Annotated in this window: 20 protein-coding genes and 1 riboswitch; of the genes, 14 read left to right on the plus strand and 6 right to left on the minus strand. The window is 71.6% G+C overall.

Annotation, left to right across the window (positions count from 1 at the left end; all coding sequences use genetic code 11):
- A partial coding sequence (locus JWQ05_RS14065; RefSeq protein WP_299659329.1) for a CbtA family protein occupies nucleotides 1–602 on the minus strand: 602 nt, incomplete at its 3' end.
- Nucleotides 603–731: 129 nt separating this feature from the next.
- On the minus strand, nucleotides 732–908 hold the full coding sequence (locus JWQ05_RS14070; RefSeq protein WP_299659332.1) for a CbtB domain-containing protein: 177 nt from the start codon (nucleotides 906–908) through the stop codon (nucleotides 732–734).
- A gap of 54 nt (nucleotides 909–962) precedes the next feature.
- A riboswitch (cobalamin riboswitch) is annotated at nucleotides 963–1,157 on the minus strand.
- 113 nt (nucleotides 1,158–1,270) lie between these two features.
- Here JWQ05_RS14070 and cobU point away from each other — a divergent pair.
- From cobU to JWQ05_RS14095, 5 genes are all read left to right on the plus strand, one after another.
- Complete coding sequence (gene cobU, locus JWQ05_RS14075) at nucleotides 1,271–1,783, plus strand: bifunctional adenosylcobinamide kinase/adenosylcobinamide-phosphate guanylyltransferase (RefSeq protein WP_299659376.1); 513 nt, start codon at nucleotides 1,271–1,273, stop codon at nucleotides 1,781–1,783.
- Between the two features lie 41 nt (nucleotides 1,784–1,824).
- Nucleotides 1,825–2,430, plus strand: a complete 606-nt coding sequence (gene cobO / locus JWQ05_RS14080; protein ID WP_299659379.1) for a cob(I)yrinic acid a,c-diamide adenosyltransferase — start codon at nucleotides 1,825–1,827, stop codon at nucleotides 2,428–2,430.
- 38 nt (nucleotides 2,431–2,468) lie between these two features.
- Complete coding sequence (locus JWQ05_RS14085; protein WP_299659382.1) at nucleotides 2,469–3,155, plus strand: hypothetical protein; 687 nt, start codon at nucleotides 2,469–2,471, stop codon at nucleotides 3,153–3,155.
- 3 nt (nucleotides 3,156–3,158) lie between these two features.
- Nucleotides 3,159–4,613 carry a cobyric acid synthase gene (locus JWQ05_RS14090; protein ID WP_299659335.1) on the plus strand — a complete coding sequence of 485 codons (1,455 nt, stop codon included), beginning with the start codon at nucleotides 3,159–3,161 and terminating at the stop codon, nucleotides 4,611–4,613.
- A gap of 65 nt (nucleotides 4,614–4,678) precedes the next feature.
- Nucleotides 4,679–6,016 (plus strand): MFS transporter, encoded by a 1,338-nt coding sequence (locus JWQ05_RS14095; protein WP_299659338.1) that lies wholly within the window; start codon nucleotides 4,679–4,681, stop codon nucleotides 6,014–6,016.
- Between the two features lie 19 nt (nucleotides 6,017–6,035).
- Here the strand turns inward: JWQ05_RS14095 and JWQ05_RS14100 are convergent, their stop codons facing one another.
- Nucleotides 6,036–7,187: a DUF3616 domain-containing protein gene (locus tag JWQ05_RS14100; RefSeq protein ID WP_299659341.1), complete on the minus strand. Its 1,152-nt coding sequence runs from the start codon at nucleotides 7,185–7,187 to the stop codon at nucleotides 6,036–6,038.
- 13 nt (nucleotides 7,188–7,200) lie between these two features.
- Nucleotides 7,201–8,202, minus strand: coding sequence for an adenosylcobinamide-phosphate synthase CbiB (gene cbiB / locus JWQ05_RS14105; RefSeq protein WP_299659344.1), 1,002 nt, complete (start codon nucleotides 8,200–8,202; stop codon nucleotides 7,201–7,203).
- Here cbiB and cobD point away from each other — a divergent pair.
- Nucleotides 8,179–9,249, plus strand: a complete 1,071-nt coding sequence (gene cobD, locus JWQ05_RS14110) for a threonine-phosphate decarboxylase CobD (protein WP_299659347.1) — start codon at nucleotides 8,179–8,181, stop codon at nucleotides 9,247–9,249. The two genes, cbiB and cobD, sit on opposite strands and share 24 nt — an antisense overlap.
- Nucleotides 9,250–9,285: 36 nt before the next feature.
- Here cobD and JWQ05_RS14115 read toward each other — a convergent pair whose 3' ends face one another.
- On the minus strand, nucleotides 9,286–10,476 hold the full coding sequence (locus JWQ05_RS14115) for an MFS transporter (RefSeq protein WP_299659350.1): 1,191 nt from the start codon (nucleotides 10,474–10,476) through the stop codon (nucleotides 9,286–9,288).
- A 521-nt stretch (nucleotides 10,477–10,997) separates the two neighbouring features.
- On the opposite strand from JWQ05_RS14115, the gene JWQ05_RS14120 reads away from it, so the two are divergent.
- The 6 genes from JWQ05_RS14120 (at nucleotide 10,998) to JWQ05_RS14145 (ending at nucleotide 17,437) form a co-directional block, all read left to right on the plus strand.
- Nucleotides 10,998–11,198 carry a hypothetical protein gene (locus JWQ05_RS14120; RefSeq protein ID WP_299659353.1) on the plus strand — a complete coding sequence of 67 codons (201 nt, stop codon included), beginning with the start codon at nucleotides 10,998–11,000 and terminating at the stop codon, nucleotides 11,196–11,198.
- A gap of 151 nt (nucleotides 11,199–11,349) precedes the next feature.
- Nucleotides 11,350–12,756 carry a malonyl-CoA decarboxylase gene (locus JWQ05_RS14125; protein WP_299659356.1) on the plus strand — a complete coding sequence of 469 codons (1,407 nt, stop codon included), beginning with the start codon at nucleotides 11,350–11,352 and terminating at the stop codon, nucleotides 12,754–12,756.
- Between the two features lie 75 nt (nucleotides 12,757–12,831).
- Nucleotides 12,832–14,361 (plus strand): malonyl-CoA synthase, encoded by a 1,530-nt coding sequence (locus tag JWQ05_RS14130; RefSeq protein ID WP_299659358.1) that lies wholly within the window; start codon nucleotides 12,832–12,834, stop codon nucleotides 14,359–14,361.
- 170 nt (nucleotides 14,362–14,531) lie between these two features.
- Nucleotides 14,532–15,686, plus strand: coding sequence for a YihY/virulence factor BrkB family protein (locus JWQ05_RS14135; RefSeq protein ID WP_299659360.1), 1,155 nt, complete (start codon nucleotides 14,532–14,534; stop codon nucleotides 15,684–15,686).
- 80 nt (nucleotides 15,687–15,766) lie between these two features.
- Entirely contained in the window at nucleotides 15,767–16,177 is a 411-nt protein-coding gene (gene msrB / locus JWQ05_RS14140) for a peptide-methionine (R)-S-oxide reductase MsrB (protein WP_299659363.1), read from the plus strand.
- 336 nt (nucleotides 16,178–16,513) lie between these two features.
- A complete protein-coding gene (locus tag JWQ05_RS14145; protein WP_299659365.1) occupies nucleotides 16,514–17,437 on the plus strand; it encodes a hypothetical protein in 924 nt (307 codons plus the stop codon).
- Between the two features lie 33 nt (nucleotides 17,438–17,470).
- Here the strand turns inward: JWQ05_RS14145 and JWQ05_RS14150 are convergent, their stop codons facing one another.
- Entirely contained in the window at nucleotides 17,471–17,920 is a 450-nt protein-coding gene (locus JWQ05_RS14150) for a L,D-transpeptidase (protein WP_299659367.1), read from the minus strand.
- A 263-nt stretch (nucleotides 17,921–18,183) separates the two neighbouring features.
- Between JWQ05_RS14150 and JWQ05_RS14155 the strand changes: the two genes are divergently transcribed.
- Together JWQ05_RS14155 and JWQ05_RS14160 are read left to right on the plus strand one after the other, a co-directional pair.
- Nucleotides 18,184–19,590 (plus strand): dicarboxylate/amino acid:cation symporter, encoded by a 1,407-nt coding sequence (locus JWQ05_RS14155; protein ID WP_299659370.1) that lies wholly within the window; start codon nucleotides 18,184–18,186, stop codon nucleotides 19,588–19,590.
- 8 nt (nucleotides 19,591–19,598) lie between these two features.
- A partial coding sequence (locus JWQ05_RS14160; RefSeq protein WP_299659373.1) for an ROK family protein occupies nucleotides 19,599–20,499 on the plus strand: 901 nt, incomplete at its 3' end.

Below are 20,499 nucleotides of genomic sequence, written 5' to 3' on the forward strand. Positions count from 1 at the left end.
AGATGGGGGGCGACGAGGAGCACGATGCCGCCCGCGATGGCGATCGGCGCCCGGCGGATCGCGATGAGGTAGAGGCCCATGCCGGTGGCCGCCGCCGTCATCACCCACCAGAACTGGCGCTCGGCGAGGGGGGCGGCCTCCATGCCGGGGAGTTCGGGCGGCAGGCCGAGGGCGGGCGCCAGCGCCACCGCGAGGAAGCCCGCGATGGCAAAGCGCAGGCTGGTCTCAGGGGTCGGCTCGCGGTTGCAGGCGGCGAGCACGGCGCCCAGCAGCAGCGCGTAGCCGACGCCGCCCACCAGGGTGGCGAGGGCCGTGAAGGCCATGCGGGGCAGGCCGGGGCCGGGCTGCCAGTCTGGCGCCGTCTCGCCGCCGCTGACGGACGGGTCCCGGGTTCCAGGGTCCTTGGTACCCTGATCGTGACCGCCGTGGATGCGCACCACCAGGGAGGCGGGCGACAGCAGCGCCGGTGCGGCGGAGGCCTGCGTCTCGAAGCGCTCGGCTGCGATGATGAGCGGCGAGGTGAGCGCGAGCTGCAGGCCCGTCGCGACGACAGCCGCGAGGAAGCCGGCGACCAGAGCCGCCGACAGGAGCCGGATGATCATGGGACTGTCTGCCTTGGGCGCTGCGCGCGTCCCGCCGAGGGGCATGCCGGTTCGGCGTCGGAGAGCGCGTGGACACGGAGACTCAGAGGATTGCAGGTTCGCACCGCGACCCTGCCGCGTCCTGAGCGCTCAGTGGCAGGGGAAGTTCTGGCTGTGGCGGAAGTCGTGCGCCGCGTTGTGCAGCGCCATCGCGGGCGCGAAGCCCGCCATGAAGACGAGGCCGAGGCCGAGGAAGGCGGCCACGAGCACGGCGCCGAGGCGCTCGTTGGTGCGGGTGCCGGACAGAACGAGGGTGTTGGTCGACATCGGTTCATCTCCTGGCCGCCCCGCCGGCGGCCGTCACGGATCGAGCGGGTGGAGGGCGGGTGCCCTCCGGACGGCAGGTCTCCTGGCTCGCGGGTCGTCCGGTCCTGCCGCCTTCCCGGATCGCTCCAGTGGCTCATGGCAGGCCCGTCTCCGCTCACAGTTGCGGGGGCAGCCGCGGTTTCGGAGTGTCCTCCTCACCGCATTCCCTTTTCACCCCGTCGCCGGGGCACCGTCCAATCAGCGCTTCTACGCGGTTGTGCCGGCGCTGACAACGCGTGGGCCGGCCCTCGCCGCCGGTCCCGGCTTTGACCCCGGAACCCGTTATCGGGCAGAGGGGGAGCATGGCGCTGTCCCCACATCACATGACCTTGGTGCTCGGCGGCGCGCGCTCCGGCAAGAGCCTGCACGCGGAGGGGCTGATCGAGGCGTGGCCCGCGCCCTGGACCTACCTCGCCACCGCGCAGGCCTGGGACGACGAGATGCGGGCACGGATCGCCCTGCACCGGGAGCGCCGCTCGGGCGACTGGATCACCCGGGACGTGCCGATCGACCTGCCCCGGGCGGTGGCGGAGGCGCCCGGCCCGGTGCTGGTCGATTGCCTGACCCTGTGGCTGACCAACCTCATCCTGGCGGAGGCCGAAGTCGAGGCCGCCGGCGCCGCGCTGATCGCGGCCTGTGCGGGCGCGCCCGGGCCGGTGGTGCTGGTGGGCAGCGAGGTCGGCCTCGGCATCGTGCCGGACAACGCGCTCGCCCGCCGGTTTCGCGACGCCGCCGGGCGCCTGCACCAGCGCCTCGCGGCGCGCGCCGACCACGTCGTTTTCATGGTGGCCGGATTGCCGATGATCGTGAAGCCCGCACCCGGAGCGAATCCATGACCGACGCCGAGACGACCGACGCCGAAATCAGCGACGCCGAGATCAGCGACGCAGAGGCCGAACGCCACCGCGAAAAGATGGAGAAGCGCAAGGCCGTCCAGGATGCCGAGGTGGCGGGCAAGACGATCGAGAAGGGGCTCCTCATCGTCAACACCGGCCCCGGCAAGGGCAAGACCACGGCTGCCCTCGGGCTGATGCTGCGGGCGCTGGGCCACGGCTGGCGCGTCGGCGTGGTGCCGTTCATCAAGGGCGCCTGGGACACGGGCGAGAAGCACGCGCTCAAGGCCTTCGGCACCCAGATCGACTGGCACACGCTCGGAGAGGGCTTCACCTGGGAGACCCAGGACAAGGCGCGCGACATCGCCGCCGCCGAGCACGCCTGGGCCAAGGCCCTCGACCTCATGGCCGACCCGACGATCCGCCTCGTGGTGCTGGACGAACTCAACATCGCCCTGCGCTACGACTACCTGCCGGTCGAGGCGGTGGTGGCGGCCTTCCGGTCCCGGCGCCCCGACCTCCACGTCATCGTCACGGGCCGCAACGCCAAGCCGGCCCTGATCGAGGCCGCCGACCTCGTCACCGAGATGGGAAGCGTGAAGCACCATTTCGCCGCCGGGGTGAAGGCCCAGGCCGGGATCGAGTTCTGATGCGGCGGGCCATCGTCGCGGTCGCGTTCCTCGCCCTGATGGGCGCTGAGGTCGCGGGGGCCCAGCCCGCCCTTTCCGAGCCGGCCCCGTCCTGGCCCGACACCCATCTCGGGCGCGTCGAGGTCCTGGCGGTGATGGAGGGCTTGAACGCCCGGCTCCTCGCCAGCCGCTCCGCCACGGCGACGCTGGAGGGGTGGTGCGCCGACCACGGCATGGCGCCGACGCCCCGGCTCGCGGCGAGCCTCCAGCGCGCGGTCGACAAGCCCGCCTCGGACGAGACGCGGCAGCGCCTGAACGCCGGCCCCGAGACGCGCCTCGGATACCGGCAGGTCCGGCTGGCCTGCGGCGAGCATGTCCTGTCGGACGCCGACAACTGGTACGTGCCCGAGCGTCTGACCCCCGAGATGAACCGGCTCCTCGAGACGACCGACACGCCGTTCGGCCGGGCGGTGCAGGCCCTCGGGACGACGCGCCAGACCATCGAGGCCGAATTCCTCTGGCATCCCCTGCCGAAGGGCTGGGAGCAGGCTCCGCCCTCGGCCTCCACCTGCGGCGACCTCGCGATCCCCGGCCGCCTGTTCCGGCACCGGGCCGTCCTGTTCACGGCCGAACGCGTGCCGTTCTCCGAGGTCGTCGAGACCTACGGCGCCGCCATCCTCGATTTCCCCCGCGCCGCGCGGCCCGCCGATCCGGCCTGCGCCGCGGCCCTCCCGGCGCGGGACTGAGCCATGACCCGCGCCATCATGATCCAGGGCACCGGCTCGGATGTCGGCAAGTCGCTGATCGTGGCCGGGCTCTGCCGGGTCTATGCCCGGCGCGGCCTGCGCGTGCGGCCGTTCAAGCCGCAGAACATGTCGAACAACGCCGCCGTGACGGCGGATGGCGGCGAGATCGGGCGGGCGCAGGCGCTCCAGGCGCGGGCGGCCGGCGTCGCGCCCTCCGTGCACATGAACCCGGTGCTCCTGAAGCCCCAGAGCGAGACCGGGAGTCAGGTCGTGGTCCAGGGCCGCATGGTCGGCACCGCCAAGGCGCGCGACTACCAAGCCTGGAAGCCGCGCCTGCTCGCCTCGGTGCTGGAGAGTTTTTCGTACCTGAAGGAGCAGGCGGACCTCGTCGTGGTGGAGGGGGCGGGCTCGGCCTCGGAGGTGAACCTGCGGCGGGGCGACATCGCCAATATGGGGTTCGCCCGCGCGACGGGCACGCCGGTGATCCTGCTCGGCGACATCGACCGGGGCGGGGTCATCGCCAGCCTCGTCGGCACGAAGGCGGTGATCGACGCGGACGACGCCGCGATGATCCGGGGCTTCCTCGTCAACCGGTTTCGCGGCGACCCGAGCCTGTTCGCCGACGGCATGGCCACCATCGCGGCGGCGACCGGATGGCCGAGCTTCGGGCTGATCCCGCACTTTCCCGACGCGGCCCGCCTGCCGGCGGAGGACGTGCTCGGCCTCGCCGGTTCGGAAGCGGGAGACGCCCGACGCAAGGTCGTGGCCGTTCCGGTCCTGCCGCGCATCGCCAATTTCGACGACCTCGACCCGCTCCGGGCCGAGCCGGGCCTCGCCGTGGTGCTGGTCCGCCCGGGCGAGGCGATCCCGGTCGCCGACCTCGTGCTGCTGCCGGGCTCGAAGACCACCATCGACGACCTCGAATTCCTGCGCGGGCAGGGCTGGGACATCGACATCCGCGCCCATGTCCGGCGGGGCGGGCGGGTGCTCGGCCTCTGCGGCGGCTACCAGATGCTGGGCCGGCGCATCGACGACCCGCACGGCATCGAGGGGGCGCCGCGCTCCGTGCCAGGCTTGAGCCTCCTCGACATCGAGACCGTGATGACGCCGCAAAAGCACCTCGCCGCCGTCACGGGCATCAGCTTGGCCGACGGAGTGCCGTTCACCGGCTACGAGATGCATGTGGGCGACACCACCGGCCCCGACACCGCGCGCGCCGCGATCCGCCTCGCCGACGGGCGCCGCGACGGGGCGGTCTCGGCCGACGGGCTCGTGACCGGCACCTACGTGCACGGCCTGTTCGCCGACGACCGGCAGCGGAGCGCCTGGCTCGCCCGCCTCGGGGCGGCTCCCAGCGGGCTCGCCTACGAGGCCGGCATCGAGCGGGTGCTGGAGCGCCTGGCCGACCACCTCGAAGCGCATGTGGATTGCGACCGCATGCTCGCCCTGGCCTCGTAGCGCGCCCTCCGATTAGTCTTCCGGCGAGACGCCCGCACCGAACGGGCGACGCGAGGAAGCCCCCGATGACGACGCCCCCTCCGGCGGTGGATGCGCGCCTCGCGCACGCGACCATCCGCACCGTGACCCTGCGGCTGATGCCGCTCCTCGGGCTGATGTACCTGATCGCCTATATCGACCGGCAGAACATCTCCTACGCCAAGCTCCAGATGGTCGGCGACCTCGGCCTGAGCGAGAGCGTCTACGGCCTCGGAGCCTCGCTGTTCTTCCTCGGCTACTTCCTGTTCGAGGTGCCGAGCAACGTGATCCTGGAGCGGGTCGGGGCCCGGCGCTGGTTCGCCCGCATCATGCTGACCTGGGGTGTCATCACCATCCTGCTCGGGTTCACGCAGAACACGACGATGTTCTACGCGCTGCGCTTCCTCCTCGGCGTGGCGGAGGCGGGGTTCTTTCCCGGCGTGCTGTTCGCCCTGACCCTGTGGTTCCCGCAATCCCACAGGGCCCGCATGATCGGCTGGTTCATGATCGCGAGCGCGCTCGCCAACGCCGTCGGGGCGGCCATCGGCGGCGCGCTCCTCGACCTCGACGGGACGCTCGGGCTGAAGGGCTGGCAATGGGTGTTCGTCGCCACCGGCCTGCCCGCCCTGGCGCTCGCGGTGATCGTCCTGCGCATCCTGCCCGATGGGCCGGAGGAGGCGCCCTGGCTCGGCCGCGAGGGGCGCGACTGGCTCTCCGGGACGCTGGCCGCCGAGCGCGCGGCGGACGGTCTCGTCGAGCACGGCAACCCCTTCGCGGCACTCCTCGACCGGCGCGTCTGGATGCTCGCCTCCGTCTACGTCGCCTTTCCGCTGGCGGCCTACGGCCTGAGCTACTGGCTGCCCACGGTGGTGCGCAGCTTCGAGGTCTCGAACACCGTCAACGGCTTCATCAACGTCATCCCGTGGCTCGTCACCGCGCTCGCCCTGTGGTGGGTGCCCCGGCGGGCGGCGCGCACGGGCGATCAGGTCTGGCACGTGGTGGTGCCGGGCCTCGTCGCGGCGCTGGCCCTGGTGCTCAGCGTGCTGCTGCCCGGATCGGCCCTGAAGTTCGCCTGCCTCTGCGTGGCGGCGGCCGGCGTGTTCTCGGCCCAGCCGGTGTTCTGGTCCCTGCCCGCGACCTTCCTGAAGGGGGCCAGCGCCGCCGCCGGCATCGCGGCCATCAACTCGGTGGGCAATCTCGGCGGCTTCATCGCGCAGAACGCCGTGCCGTTCATCCGCGACCAGACGGGCAGCAACCTCGCGCCGATGTACTTCCTGGCCGCCTGCCTCGGGCTCGGGGCGAGCCTGATGTTCGTGGTGCTCTCGGCGCTGCGCCGCGACGCCGCGCGCCGGAGCGCGCCGGTCCCGAGCCTCGAACCGGCCTGAAGGTCCGCGGCGAGCCCGCCTACGGGATCGCCACCGCGTATTCGTGCGGCGCGCCGTTGAGCAGGCTGTCGAACATCACCAGCACGCGGCCGGGCCCCAGCCGGATCACGGCCTCGGCCTTGCCGGTGATCGTCTGGCCCGCGTCGTCCCGGGCCGTCACGGGCTCCAGGCTGCCGAGCGGGGTCAGCCGGCCCGAGGGCAGTTCGGCGATGAACAGGCTGTAGGGAACGGCGAGCCCGTTGCGCGACGATCCGGTGAGCACCAGGAGCCGGCCATCGGGCAGGGCTGCGAGGTCGCGGATGCCCGCGTCCCGGCCGACGGCGAGGGGAATCGTCGTGACCTCGGCGGTCAGGGGCTCGGCCCCCTCCGCGAACAGGGCCTCCACCGGCGCCGAGACCAGGAGGGCCTGTCCGTCGAGGCTCGGGGCCCGCAGGCCGGCGTAGAGCCGCTCGCCCACCACGGCGAGGCCCTCGATGTTGAGGCCGTTCGGCTGGGGCGTGCCCGCCGGGGGCGGCGCGTTGCGGTCGAATTCGAGGTCGCGCAGGACGAAATCCTTCACGGGCCCGGACGCGTTCAGCGCGTCGATCAGCCGGTAGGTGCTCACCGTCTCCTGCGCCGCCGTTCCGGCCGCGTCGGGCCGCACGCGCGTGAGGATCATCGAGGACAGCTTGTACTGGCGCTTGCCGCGCGTGCAGCCATGCGAGCCGGTGACGTAGAAATACGGCTCGGCATAGGCGACGGCCTCGCCGTCGAGCTGGTTGAACTTGCCCTGCCCGCCGCTGCAGGCGAAGGCCGCGGCAGGCGTGCCGCGCGTCTTCGCGGACGGGGCCCGGCCCTGCTCGAAGGCGCTGGCGCCCGGCGTGATCGTGGTGCCGTCGAGGCTGAAGAACTGCGCGCCGGAATTCTCGTCGTTGACCGCGACGCAGGCCCGGGTGCCCTCCGGGCCGGCCGGCCGGCAGGCCGCGCCGCTGATGTCGAAGGCCTGGCGGACCGCGCCGTCCTTCGTCTCGCCGTCGAAATCCCTTCCCAGGATGTAGGGCCCCGGCTGGGGCCTCAGGGCCTCGGCCTGGCTCAAGGCCGGCGTCGCGCTCAAGCCTCCGAGGGCGGCGATGGCCAGGGCGAGACGCCGCCCGGCGGGGCGGCCGGGGCCGGATGTCGTCGAACGGATCATGTGCGGGCAACGATCATGAAGAAGTGACCTCGAGAAGCGCCAGCAGCGACGCGGCGAGGCCGAACAGCAGCAGGCATGCGGTTCTATAGAGCGCCAGCGCCCGTTCGACATCGTCCGGCGTCGCGTCGGCCCGCCCGTCGCCCATCCAGCCATCCTCGACCCGGGTGGCGCCGTAGGTGCGCGGGCCGGCGAGCCGCAGGCCGAGCGCCCCCGCCATCGCGGCCTCGGGCCAGCCTGCATTGGGTGAGCGGTGGCGGCGCGCGTCCCGCCGCACCGCCCGCCAGGCGTTGCCGGGCGAGGCGCCGGCATGGAGCGCCGCCGCCGCGACGATGAGCAGGGCGGTGAGGCGCGAGGCCGGCAGGTTCACGAGGTCGTCGAGGCGGGCCGAGGCCCAGCCATAGGCCTCGTGGCGCGGGGTGCGGTGGCCGATCATGCTGTCGGCGGTGTTGATCGCCTTGTACAGCGCGCCTCCGGGCAGGCCGCCGAGGCCGATCCAGAAGGCCGGCGCCACGATCCCGTCGGAGAAGTTTTCGGACAGGCTCTCGATGGCGGCCCGGCAGATGCCGGCCTCGTCGAGGGTCTCCGGGTCGCGCCCGACGATCATCGAGACGGCGAGCCGTCCGCCCGCGAGACCGTCGCGGCGCAGGTCGCTGGCGACGCGGGCGACGTGGCTGTGCAGGCTGCGCTGGGCCGGCAGGCTGGCGCAGAGGAGCGCAATGAGGCCGAGCGCCGGGAGGAGGCCGGCCGACCCGGCGAGCGCCGTCAGCGCCAGGGAGATTCCGCCGACGCCGGCGATCAGGATCAGCAGGCCGGCGACGCCCGCGACGCGCCGACGCGAGGCGTCGCCCCGGTTCAGGCGCCGGTCGAGGCCCCCGATCAGTGCCCCGATCCAGGTGACAGGATGCCCGAGCGCCCTGTAGAGCCGGTCCGGATAGCCGGCCGCCGCCTCGATGGCGAGGGCCAGCACCAGGACGATGAGCGTATCGGGCGGATGGGTGAGGGCGGTCCAGGACATGTCGTCTCGGTGAGGGCGCGCGGCCCGGGCGTGCAGGACTCGATCACCAGAGAAACGATCGCCGGAGAACCGGTGCTTCATGGCGGCGACCTCGATGCCGCCCGGCGCCTGTTCCCCGAGGCGCCCGAGCCCTGGATCGATCTCTCCACGGGGATCAATCCGGTGCCCTATCCATGTCCGGTGCTTGAGGCCAGCGCCTTCCGCCGCCTGCCCTCGGCGGCCGACGTCGCGGGCCTGCGGCGGGCGGCGGCGGGCGCCTACGGCGTGGTGGATCCGGACTGCGTGGTGGCGGCCCCCGGAACCCAGATCCTGATCGAGACCCTTCCGCGCCTGCGGCCGCGCGGCCTGGTCGCCGTGCTGGGGCCGACCTATGCCGAGCACGCGGCGGCCTGGGCCCGCGCGGGCCATGCCGTCGCGACCGTGGCCGCCATCGCCGAGATCGGCGGCGCCGACGTCGTGGTGGTGGTCAACCCGAACAATCCGGACGGCCGCACCTGGGAGGCCTCGACGCTGCGTGCCCTGGCCCGCGACCTCGCCGGGCGCGGCGGCCTGCTGGTGGTCGACGAGGCCTTCGCCGACCTCGAGCCGGTCGAGACGCTGGGGCGCGCCCTGGCGCCGGGCCTCGTGGTGCTGCGCTCCTTCGGCAAGACCTATGGGCTCGCGGGCATCCGACTCGGGTTCGCGCTTGCCGAACCGAGTCTTGCCAGCCCGATCGCGGAGGCGCTGGGCCCCTGGGCGGTGTCGGGTCCGGCGCTCGCCATCGGCCGCGCCGCCCTGTCGGACGCGGATTGGCGCCGGGAGGCCGCCTTCGCGCGGGCGGCGGATGCGGTGCGGCTCGACCGGATGATCCTGCGCGCCGGCGGGACCGTGATCGGCGGAACCTGCCTGTTCCGCACCGCCGACTTCTCCAATGGCGCGGACCTGTTCGCGCGCCTCGGCGCGGCCGGGATCTATGTCCGCCGGTTCGCGGCGGTACCCCGGCGGCTGCGTTTCGGCATGCCGGCGGACCGGGGCGAATGGTGCCGCCTGTCGCGGGTGCTTCGGTAGGAAGCCCCCGGCAGGAAGCCTTGGGGCGCTCTTGTCTCAGGTATCTTTGCGTTCGAGCACGCTCACGAGAAAGCCTGCGCTCGCCAGAATGATTCCGACGCCGCAGACGCCGGACCAGCCGGCGAGCAGGAAGGCCTGCGAACCCGCGAAGGCTCCGAGCGCCCCGAACACGAACATCACCGTGAACAGCACCGTGTTGATGCGGCCCCGGGCGCTCGGCACCAGGGCGTAGACCCGGGTCTGGTTGGCGATGAGCGAGGCGTTGAGGCCGATATCGATGAGCAGCACGCCGAGACCCACCGCGACGAGGGACCGGGCGCCCCCCGCCCACAGGACCGCGAAGGCCGCGACCACGAAGAGCGCGCCGATGACCACCATCGGCCGTGGGCCGCGCCGGTCGGTGAACCGCCCGGAGAGCGGGGCGACGCAGGCGCCCGCGACGCCGATCACCCCGAACATCCCGGCGCCCGCGGCCGCCAGGTTGAAGGGCGGCGCCTCCACCAGGAGGGCCAGCGTCGCCCAGAAGGCGTTGAAGCTCGCAAACAACAGTCCCTGCGACAGGCTGGAGCGGCGCAGCGCCGGCTGCGAGCGCACGAGGTAGAGGATCGACAGCATCAGCGCGCGGTAGCGCAGGGGCCGGGTCTGGGCGGCACCCGGCAGGGTCGTGGCGGCGATGCCCGCCATCAGCACCGCGACGGCGCTGGCGGCGAAGAACACCGCCCGCCAGCCGTAATGCGCCCCGACGAGGCCGCTGGCGGTCCGCGCCAGCAGGATGCCGGTGAGAAGGCCGGTCATGACCTGGCCGACCATGCGGCCCCGGCTGGCATCGGGGGCGAGCTCGGCGGCGAACGGCACCGCCTGCTGCGCCGCCGAGGCCAGGATGCCGATGACGAGGCTGGCCAGCGCCAGCGCCGCGAGGTTCGGGCTCAGCGCCGCCGCCAGCAGCGCGACGGCGAGCCCCAGGGTCTGCCCGATGATCAGGCTGCGCCGGGACAGGCTGTCGCCCAGCGGCACGAGGCCGAGGATGCCGAGACCGTAGCCGACGAGGGAGGCGGTCGGAACCCAGAGGGCCGCCCGCTCCCCGAATTCGGTGACCAGCAGCGCCAGCAGGGGCTGGTTGTAGTAGATGTTGGCGACGGCGCCCCCGGCGATCAGCGTCAGGCCGAATCGGGCTTTTGGCGTGAATCCGTGCGCGTCGACGCCGGCACGTCCCTCGGTCCCGCTCATGCGCCGCGGCCCGGGGCGAGATTTCGCGCGGGCCGGCGCGCGATCGCGTGCAATTCAAGGAGCATGGCATTCGGGGGCATGAAGGGGGCTCGCGCGGCCCCGGCACGAGTGTCGTGCGAGGATCGGGCCAGCGAAAGGGAGCGTTCCCCGAGCGGGTAAGCCTGTGCGGCGGCTTCGGCAACCCGGTTCGAACTCGGCCCGAACTTGGCTGCACACGGTGAGGGCGGCGCCGCTGCTGCGATCCGGCCGGCCGACCTTGCCGTTCTCTTCCCGCGCGCACAGGTTTGTCTTGGCTTTGTGTGCCCGGCCATGTCGTCGCGGGGGACTTCGCGTCGAATTTCGGGCTTCCCATATACGGGATATTACCGGCGACTGATGCGGCGTCCGGCCTCGACGAGGGACGGACTTGGAATTCTTCGCATCTTGCGCTCTGATCGGGTTTCGAGCCGACGAGGCTTGTCGTTCGTGAGGGCCAAACCGGCTTTTTCGGCGCACGGGTCTCACCGGCCAGGGAGTTTCGAATGGCGACCTACCGCGTCAACTTTGCCAAGCAGATCTTGGGCGTCCCCTTCACGGTGGGATCGGTGGACATCGCCCGGGCCCGCGATCCCGTCAGGGCCCTGCGCGCCGCCGAACTGCGCTTTGCCCGCCAGCACGGGGTCGAGGATTGGCGCGAGCGGGCGGATCTGGCCGAGATCGCGGGCCCGGGCAGCCAGGGCTGAGGCCTCACCCCGCCAGTCGGGACTTTGCGCCTAAGGTCCCTGGCTCTCCGGCCGGACCCGCCCTAGACTAGCGGCCGAGCCGGGGACCCCGCGACGCGCGGGGCTCCGGTTTGCCCATGCCGGGCGTCAGCGAAGGGTCAGGCGACGGGACATGGCGGCGATCTCTTTCTTCGGCGACCTGCTCCAGACCATCAGCGACCGGGGCCGGGATCTCATCGGCTTCGGGCGCGGCGACCTCGGCGCCCGCGCCAGCGCGCAGGAACTCGTCAAGCTCTGCGAGGACCTGATCTCACGGCGCGGCGAGGCCTCCGGCGTCGCCCTGGCCCGGCTGATCCTGGAGCGCTACGCCACCCTCGGTCCTTCTGAGCGCGGCAGCTTCCTGCGCCTCGTCGCCACCGAGTTCGCCGCCGACCATGCCGCCGTGGACGAGGCCATCGCGGCCTATCGCGCCGGGCCGTCCCGGGCCGCCCTGAGCGTGCTGCACGACGCCGCCGAGCCGCGCAGCCAGGAACTCATCCGCCGCCTCAACCTCGCGCGCGACGGCACCCGCGCCCTGGTTCGGATGCGCGAGGACCTGTTCGGCCTGCGCCGCGACCTGCGACGCGAGGAGGCGGACCCCGACCTCATCGACGCCGCCGACAGCCTCGACAGCGATTTCGAGCACCTGTTCGCCTCGTGGTTCAACCGGGGCTTCCTGGTGCTGCGCCACATCGACTGGACCACGCCGGCCCATATCCTGGAAAAGATCATCCGCTACGAGGCGGTCCACGAGATCGCGGGCTGGGACGACCTGCGCCGGCGCATCGAGCCCACCGACCGGCGCTGCTTCGCCTTCTTCCACCCCGCACTGGTGGACGAGCCGCTGATCTTCGTCGAGGTGGCGCTCACCGCCGGCATCAGTCCGGCCATCGCGCCGATCCTGGCGCACGAGCGCGAGCCCCTGCCGCTCAAGGCCGCCACCACGGCGATCTTCTACTCGATTTCGAACTGCCAGAAGGGCCTGGCCGGGGTCACCTTCGGCAACTTCCTCATCAAGCAGGTGGTGGAGGATCTCGCCCGCGAGATCCCGAGCCTGAAGACCTTCGTCACCCTCTCGCCGGTGCCCGGCTTCGCGACCTGGCTCGACCGCGAACGCCGCTCGGACGCGCCGCAGGGGCTGACCCGGGAGGACGTGGAGGCCCTGCGCCTCATCGACGAGCCCGACTGGCACGCCGACAAGGCGACGTGCGAGGCCGTGCGCAAGGCGATGATCCCGGCGGCCGCCGCCTATTTCCTGCGCGTCAAGAACGAGCGCGGCCGGCCCCTCGACCCGGTGGCGCGCTTCCATCTCGGCAACGGCGCCCGGCTGGAGCGGCTGAACTTCCTCGGCGACGTCTCGGCCAAGGGCCTTGCCCAGTCGCGCGGGCTGATGGTCAACTACCTCTACGACCTCTCGGCCATCGAGAAGAACCACGAGACCTACGCCAATCTCGGCACCGTCGCCGCCTCCAGCGCGGTGAGCCGCGAGCTTCGCACCAACCTGCCGCCGATGCGGGCGGTGGCCCTGGCCGAGGCCTGACCGACCCTTCGGCGGCGGACGCCGTCGATTTCGTTGTTCACAATTCGTCGTTCCAAGAGCGTATCCCACCCGACCATGTCCAATCACCTCTTCGATCTCGTCCGCGCCAACCTGCCCGCCGATCCGGCCGCCAAGGTCTTCCTCGAGACCGGCGAGGGCGCGCGCACCACCTACGCCGACCTGATCGTGCGCTCGGGCGCCTACGCGGCGGCCCTGGTCGCGGCGGGCGTGAAACCGGGTGACCGGGTCGCGGTGCAGGCCGAGAAGAGCCCGGAATTCCTGTTCCTCTACCTCGGCGCGGTCCGGGCCGGCGCGGTCTTCCTGCCGCTGAACACCGCCTACACGCCGCCCGAGATCGCCTACTTCCTGGGGGACGCCGAGCCGGCCCTGTTCGTCTGCGATCCGGCCAAGCACGAAGCGCTCGCGCCGGTGGCGGCGGCGGCCGGCGTGCCCGTCCTGCACACCCTCGACGCGCGCGGGCACGGCACCCTGGCGCAGGCCGCGGCCTCGCAGGCGCAGGCCTTCGCGGACGTGGCGCGGGGGCCGGGCGATCTCGCCGCCATCCTCTACACCTCGGGCACCACGGGGCGCTCGAAGGGCGCCATGCTCAGCCACGAGAACCTCGCCTCGAACGCCCGCACGCTCGCGCAATCCTGGCGCTTCACGGCGGACGACGTGCTCCTCCACGCCCTGCCGGTGTTCCACACCCACGGCCTGTTCGTGGCCACCAACACGGTGCTGTCCACCGGCGGCACGATGCTGTTCCTCCCACGCTTCGACCCGGCCCAGGTCCTCGCCCTGATGCCGCGCGCCACCGCGATGATGGGGGTGCCGACCTTCTACACCCGCCTCCTGAAGGAGCCCGGCCTGACCCCGGAGGTCACCGCCGGCATCCGCCTGTTCGTCTCCGGCTCGGCGCCGCTCCTCGCCGAGACGCATCGCGACTGGGAGGCGCGCACCGGCCACGCCATCCTCGAGCGCTACGGCATGACCGAGACCAACATGAACACTTCGAACCCCTACGAAGGCGCGCGGGTGGCGGGCACCGTCGGGCCGGCGCTCCCGGGCGTCGGCGTCCGGGTCGTCGACCCCGATTCCGGCGCCGTGCTGGGTACCGACGCCGTGGGCATGATCGAGGTGAAGGGCCCGAACGTCTTCCAGGGCTACTGGCGCATGCCCGAGAAGACGGCGGCCGAGTTCAAGGCGGACGGCTTCTTCATCACGGGAGACCTCGGCAAGATCGACGCCGACGGCTACGTCCACATCGTCGGACGCGGTAAGGACCTCATCATCACGGGCGGCTACAACGTCTATCCGAAGGAGGTCGAGAACGAGATCGACGCGCTTCCGGGCGTGGTCGAATCCGCCGTGATCGGCCTCGCGCACGCCGATTTCGGCGAGGGCGTCACCGCCGTCGTCGTCGGCCGCGAGGGCGTTCCCGACGAGGCCACCATCCTGCGCACGCTCGAAGGGCGTCTGGCCCGCTACAAATGCCCCAAGCGCGTCCTCTTCGTGGACGAACTGCCGCGCAACACCATGGGCAAGGTGCAGAAGAACGTGCTGCGCCAGACCCATGCGGGGCTCTACGGAGCGGGCCGGGCCTGAAGGGCCGTCCGCCGCAAGGCCGCCCGATCGGTTGCCGACGCCGCCGGAGCGTTGCCGGCCGAGCACACCGACTCCGAAGTTGGATGAGCATCCAGGGGCCGGCGGAACGGCCAAGCCTGCATGACGTTGTGCCATCGCGTTGAATCGACGCGCCTTCGATCCGGTCTCCGATGTCGTCTTCACCACGCCCTGCGCCCCCGCCCGCCGGCGACGCCGCGAATTCCCTTCTCTGGACCCTGCTGCTGGGTACCGCGCTCGTCGCCCTCGCGGCGGCGCCGAAGCGATCCGGCCCGGTGCTGCCGGCTCCCCAATCCTACGATCCCTCCGCCAAGGCGGGGGCCCGTTCGCACGAGGGGGCGGCCGCCGAGCACGTCGCCGCGACCCAGGTCGAGCGGGGTCGCGCCGCGCACTCGCCCACCGAGATCACCGCCTCCGGCTGGAAGGATATCCTCGTCCGGGTCTACCTGGAGTTCCTGCAGGACAGGGTCCTCTCCGTCGCGGCGGGCGTGACCTTCTATTCGCTGCTCTCGCTGTTTCCCGCCATCGCCGCCCTGGTCTCCTGCTACGGGCTCGTGGCCGACGTGGGCTCGATCAACGATCACCTCGCCAGCATGCGAGGCGTGCTGCCCTCCGGCGCCATCGAGATCATCGGCGATCAGGTGAAGCGCATCGCCGCCAAGGACAACAGCACCCTGGGGCTGACCTTCTTCACCAGCCTGCTGCTCTCGCTGTGGAGCGCCAACGCCGCCATGAAGGCGATGTTCGATGCCCTCAACGTGGTCTACGAGGAGGAGGAGAAGCGCTCCTTCGTCATGCTCAACCTGCGTTCGCTGACCTTCACCATCGGGGCGCTCGCCTTCATCATCCTGGCGCTCACCGGCATCGTCGTGCTGCCGGTGGTCTTCAAGTTCGTGGGCCTCAGCGACACCGCCTGGCTGATCGCCCTGCTGCGCTGGCCGGCGCTCCTGGTTGTGCTGCTCGGGGGGCTGTCGCTCCTCTACCGCTACGGCCCGAGCCGCGAGCGTCCGCGCTGGCGCTGGGTCGGGGTCGGCGGCGCTGTGGCCGGCCTGCTCTGGCTCGTCGCCTCGATCCTGTTCTCCTGGTACGTGTCGAGCTTCGGCAACTACAACGAGACTTACGGTTCGCTCGGCGCCGCCATCGGCTTCATGACCTGGATCTGGATCTCCACCACGATCGTCCTGCTCGGCGGCGAGATCAACGCCGAGATGGAGCATCAGACCGCGCGCGACACCACCACCGGCCCGGAGCGGCCCATGGGCGCCCGCCGCGCCCGCATGGCCGACACTCTCGGGGCCGTCGCCTGACGGCAGGCTCCCCTTTCGGGGGGCGGATGCCTATGTGGGGATGAGTTCCTCGATCCTCGTACCCCCACGGAGCGCGTCCCATGAGCCAGGCCCCCACCGACGACGTCGCGGCGCGCAGCGAGGCCGATTGGCGCGCCATCCTGACCCCCGACCAGTACCGGGTGCTGCGCGAGCACGGCACCGAGCGCGCCGGGACCAGCTGCCTCAACGCCGAGAAACGCGCGGGCACCTTCCACTGCGCCGGCTGCGACGCGCCGCTCTTCGTCAACGGCACCAAGTTCGAATCCGGCACCGGCTGGCCGAGCTTCTTCGATCCCCTCCCCGGCGCCGTGGAGACGACGGTCGATCGCAGCCATTGGATGACCCGCACGGAGGTGCATTGCGCCCGCTGCCAGGGCCATCTCGGCCACGTCTTCGACGATGGACCGGCTCCCACCGGCCTGCGCTACTGCATGAACGGGATCTCGCTCCGGTTCGAGCCAGAGGCGTGACGCCGGGTTTTCGGCCGCAAACGCCGATGCGCCGGGCCAGGACCGGATGAGAAGAGGGTGGGGATGAGCCGGCGCCGGGACGGCGATGGTCTTGATTTCGCCGTCGTTTTGCTTAGTCCGAGGTGATACAGTATTGACTGAGGTGTCCTGGCAACGCTGGGGACGCCTCCAAAACATATCCTATGTCATGGTTTCACGGTTGGGCCGATCCGGCCCGGTCCGTGGCGCCGCCCCCACAAAGCCGGTCGGCCCTCCCGCAGGGGAGGTCCGTGGCCCCGACGTCGGCGTCCGTCCGGCTTCGCGCCCGGGCCGACCCGTCTTTCACGGAGAATGTCGATGAGCCTCGTACGCCGGTTTCTCGTGGCCCCGTCCCTGGTCCGCCTCGTTCGCAAGGAGCGCGGGGCCGCCCGGATCAGCGAAGGCTACTTCGCGCCCCAGGCCGGGCGCGTCTCCTACGTTCGGGTGGATGGCCAGAACTGCCATCTCGTCCTCGTGACCTCAGCGCCCGACGGAAGTGCCAGCGAGGAGCGCACCGATGTGCCGCGCGCCCACGGCGACGCGCTCATGGATGTCTGCTCCGGCAAGGCCGCCTACGACCGCACCGGCATCGCGCTCGGCGGCGGCCGGGAGGCCCTGGTCGATCGCTACGCCGTTCCGGGCGAACTCGACCTCATCAGCGTCTCCTTCGACGGGCCGGAAGAAGCCGGCGGCTTCTCGGTTCCGGCCTGGTTCGGCCCGGAGGTGACGGGCGATGCTGCCTACGACCGCCATGCCATCGCGCTGCAGGGCCCGCCGCAGCCCGGCGAGGTCGCCTTGAGCAACGCTGCCCTCGAAGCGGTCCTCGACCTCGTTGAGCCGCGCTTCGGCTTCGGTCGTTTTGGCGGTGCCGCGAAGGCGGGCGATGGGGAAGGCACGATGAAGGCCCTTCGCCGCGTGGCGGGCGGTGCCGCCGTCGCAGCACCGGTGGCGGCCGAGGCGGCTCCGCCCGCCGAGGAACCCGCACCGGTGGCGGCCTCCGCCCCGTCCGAGCCCGAGGCCGCGCCGGCGGAGCCGCACGCCGATCCGGCGCCCGCTGAGGCCGCGCACGAAGCCCCCGTCGAGCCGGCGACCCATATCGACTCGCGCATCGACGATGTCATCGAGAGCCTGTCGCAGGCGCTCGGCAATCCGCAGCCCCACGCGGCTCCCCGCGGCGAGGACGACATCGCCGCCGAGTTCGAGCGCTGGACCGTCCGTCCCCGGCGCACCCAGCAGACCTGAACCCGGGTCGAGGGCCTTCGGGGCTGTCGAGGGCTACGGAACGATCGAGACCTGCGCGCCCCCGTGGCGCGCGGTCAGCCCGAACAGCGCCCGGGCATGGCTCGGGCTGAGGCGGACGCAGCCGTGGCTCGCCCGCCGGCCGAGCCGGCCGATATCGCCCGTCCCGTGGATGGCGTAGCCGCCGCGGAAGAACAGGGCGTGGGGCATCGGCGCCCCGTTGTACTTGCGCGAGCGCCAGAACGGCTCCATCCGCCCGACGCGGAAGCGCCCGTTCGGCGTGACGTATCCGGCCCGCGCCGTGGAGACCGGCCAATCATACGCCAGCGCTCCGTCCACGTAGACCCGCATCCGCTGGGCGGACTGGTCCACCCGCGCCACGATGCCGGCGCTCGCCGGTGTGGCGAGGGCGAGAAGCGCGAGCGCCGCCATTCCGGCAGCCTGGGTGAGACGACGAAGTCCTGACGGTTCGGGGGCGCTGGGCACGTGCGGGCTTCCTGACGAGGCGATGAGGTCCGCCCGTCTGGCGCCGGATGCGCGGGAATTCGGGGGCACCACTCACGCGTGCACCGCGGCGGCGCTGCGCGATAGCGCCGGGCGCCGCACCTCCACACGTTTCTGCGCGAAGTACGTGGTACGCCTCGCAGTTTGTCACCGGGACCCCTCCGGCGTGATTGAGCGGGCGGAATAAACTGGCTAGCGTCCGGATTAACAATCAGCGGATAGCGCCGAGCGCAGCGGGAGGGAACATGGCCCAGGCGACGACACAGGGAGCGGTTGCGGCTGCCTCCGCCCCTTCGCACAAGGAGCCCTGGTACAAGGTGCTCTACATCCAGGTGCTGATCGCCATCGCGCTTGGCATCCTGCTCGGCTACCTGCATCCGGAATGGGGCAAGTCGGTCAAGTGGCTGGGCGACGCCTTCATCGCGCTGATCAAGATGATGATCGCGCCGATCATCTTCTGTACCATCGTGCACGGCATCGCCTCCATCGGCGATCTGAAGAAGGTCGGCCGCGTCGGCCTGAAAGCCCTGGTCTACTTCGAGGTCGTCTCCACCATCGCGCTCCTCATCGGCATCCTCGTCGGCGAGGTGGTCAAGCCGGGGGCGGGCTTCAACGCCGACGTGACCAAGCTCGACGGCAAGTCGGTTGAGAAATACGCCAAGCTGGCGGCGGACGATTCCGTGACCGGCCACATCATGGCGCTGATCCCGAAGAGCTTCTTCGACGCCTTCGCCACCGGCGACCTCCTGCAGGTATTGCTGATCTCGATCCTCACCGGCGTCGTCGTCACCGGCATGGGCAAGCGCGGCGAGGTCATCACCCACGCCATCGACACGATGGGGCAGATCTTCTTTCGCATCATCGGCCTGGTGGTGAAGCTCGCGCCCATCGGCGCCTTCGGCGCCATGGCCTTCACCATCGGTCAGTACGGCATCGGCAAGGTGGTCGATCTCGCCTGGTTGGTGGGCACGTTCTACGTCACCGCGTTCCTGTTCGTGGTCGTCGTGCTCGGCGGCATTGCCCGGGTCGCCGGCTTCTCGATCTTCAAGTTCCTGGCCTATATCAAGGACGAACTCCTCATCGTGCTTGGCACCTCGTCCTCCGAGACGGTGCTGCCGCACATGATGACGAAGATGCGCCGCCTGGGCGCGTCCGACTCCGTGGTCGGCCTGGTGATCCCGACAGGCTACTCGTTCAACCTCGACGGCACCAACATCTACATGACCCTGGCGACGCTGTTCCTGGCCCAGGCCGTCGGCGCGGACCTCTCCTTCGGCCAGTACGCCACCATCATCCTCGTGGCGATGTTGACCTCGAAGGGCGCCTCGGGCGTCACGGGGGCGGGCTTCATCACCCTGGCGGCGACGCTCTCCGCCATTCCCAACAACCCGGTCCCGGTGGCCGCCATGACCCTGATCCTCGGCGTCGACAAGTTCATGTCGGAGTGCCGGGCCATCACCAACCTGATCGGCAACGGCGTCGCCACCGTGGTGGTCAGCCGCTGGGAGGGCGAACTCGACCAGGAGAAGTTGAACCAGGTCATGGCGCATCCGGTATCGATCGGTACCGACATCTCGGACCATTCCCCGAACATGGACCCGATCGTCACCCCGGCCGCGTCGGCGGCGCCGATCCCCATGGCGGCCCGCTGAGCCTCGACTTGAGCGACCCCTTGCGCATCGGCATCGACCTCGGCGGCACCAAGATCGCCGGGATCGTCCTCGATGCGAAAGGGGCCGCGCGGGCCGAGCGCCGGGTTGCGACCCCGCGTGACGATTACGCCGCCACGCTGGCGGCCATCGCCGGCCTCGTCGTGGCCCTGGAGGCCGAGGCCGGCGGTTCGGGCACGGTCGGTGTCGGCATGCCGGGCGCGATCTCGCCCCGCACCGGCCTCGTCAAGAACGCCAATTCCGTCTGGTTGAACGGACAGCCCTTCGCCGTGGACCTGGAGCGGGTCCTGGCGCGCCCCGTGCGGATCGAGAACGACGCCAACTGCCTCGCGGTCTCGGAGGCCGTCGACGGCGCCGGGGCCGGACTCGGGATCGTCTGGGCCCTCATCCTCGGGACGGGCGTGGGCTCGGGGATCGCGCTGGAGGGCCGGGCCCTGTCGGGGCGCGGGCGCATCGCGGGGGAGTGGGGCCACAATCCGCTGCCCCATCCGCGCGACGACGAGCGCCCGGGCCCCGCCTGCTATTGCGGCCGCCACGGCTGCCTCGAGACCTGGGTGTCCGGGCCGGCGCTCGCCGCCGACCATGTCAGGCACGGGGGGAAGGCCGCGGGCGGCGAGGCGGTCATCGCAGCGCTGCGCGCCGGGGACGCGCGCGCGTGGGCGACCCTCGATCGCTACCTCGACCGGCTCGGGCGCGGCATCGCCCAGGGGGTCAACCTGATCGACCCCGATGTCATCGTCGTCGGCGGCGGGCTCTCGCGGGTACCCGAGATCCTCGCAGGCCTGCCGGAGCGGATCGCGCCGCACGTCTTCTCCGACGCGTTCGACACGCCCATCCGCCCGAGCCGGCACGGCGACGCCTCCGGCGTCCGGGGCGCGGCCTGGCTCTGGA

The organism is Methylobacterium sp. (assembly GCF_028290105.1).
Classification (GTDB): domain Bacteria; phylum Pseudomonadota; class Alphaproteobacteria; order Rhizobiales; family Beijerinckiaceae; genus Methylobacterium.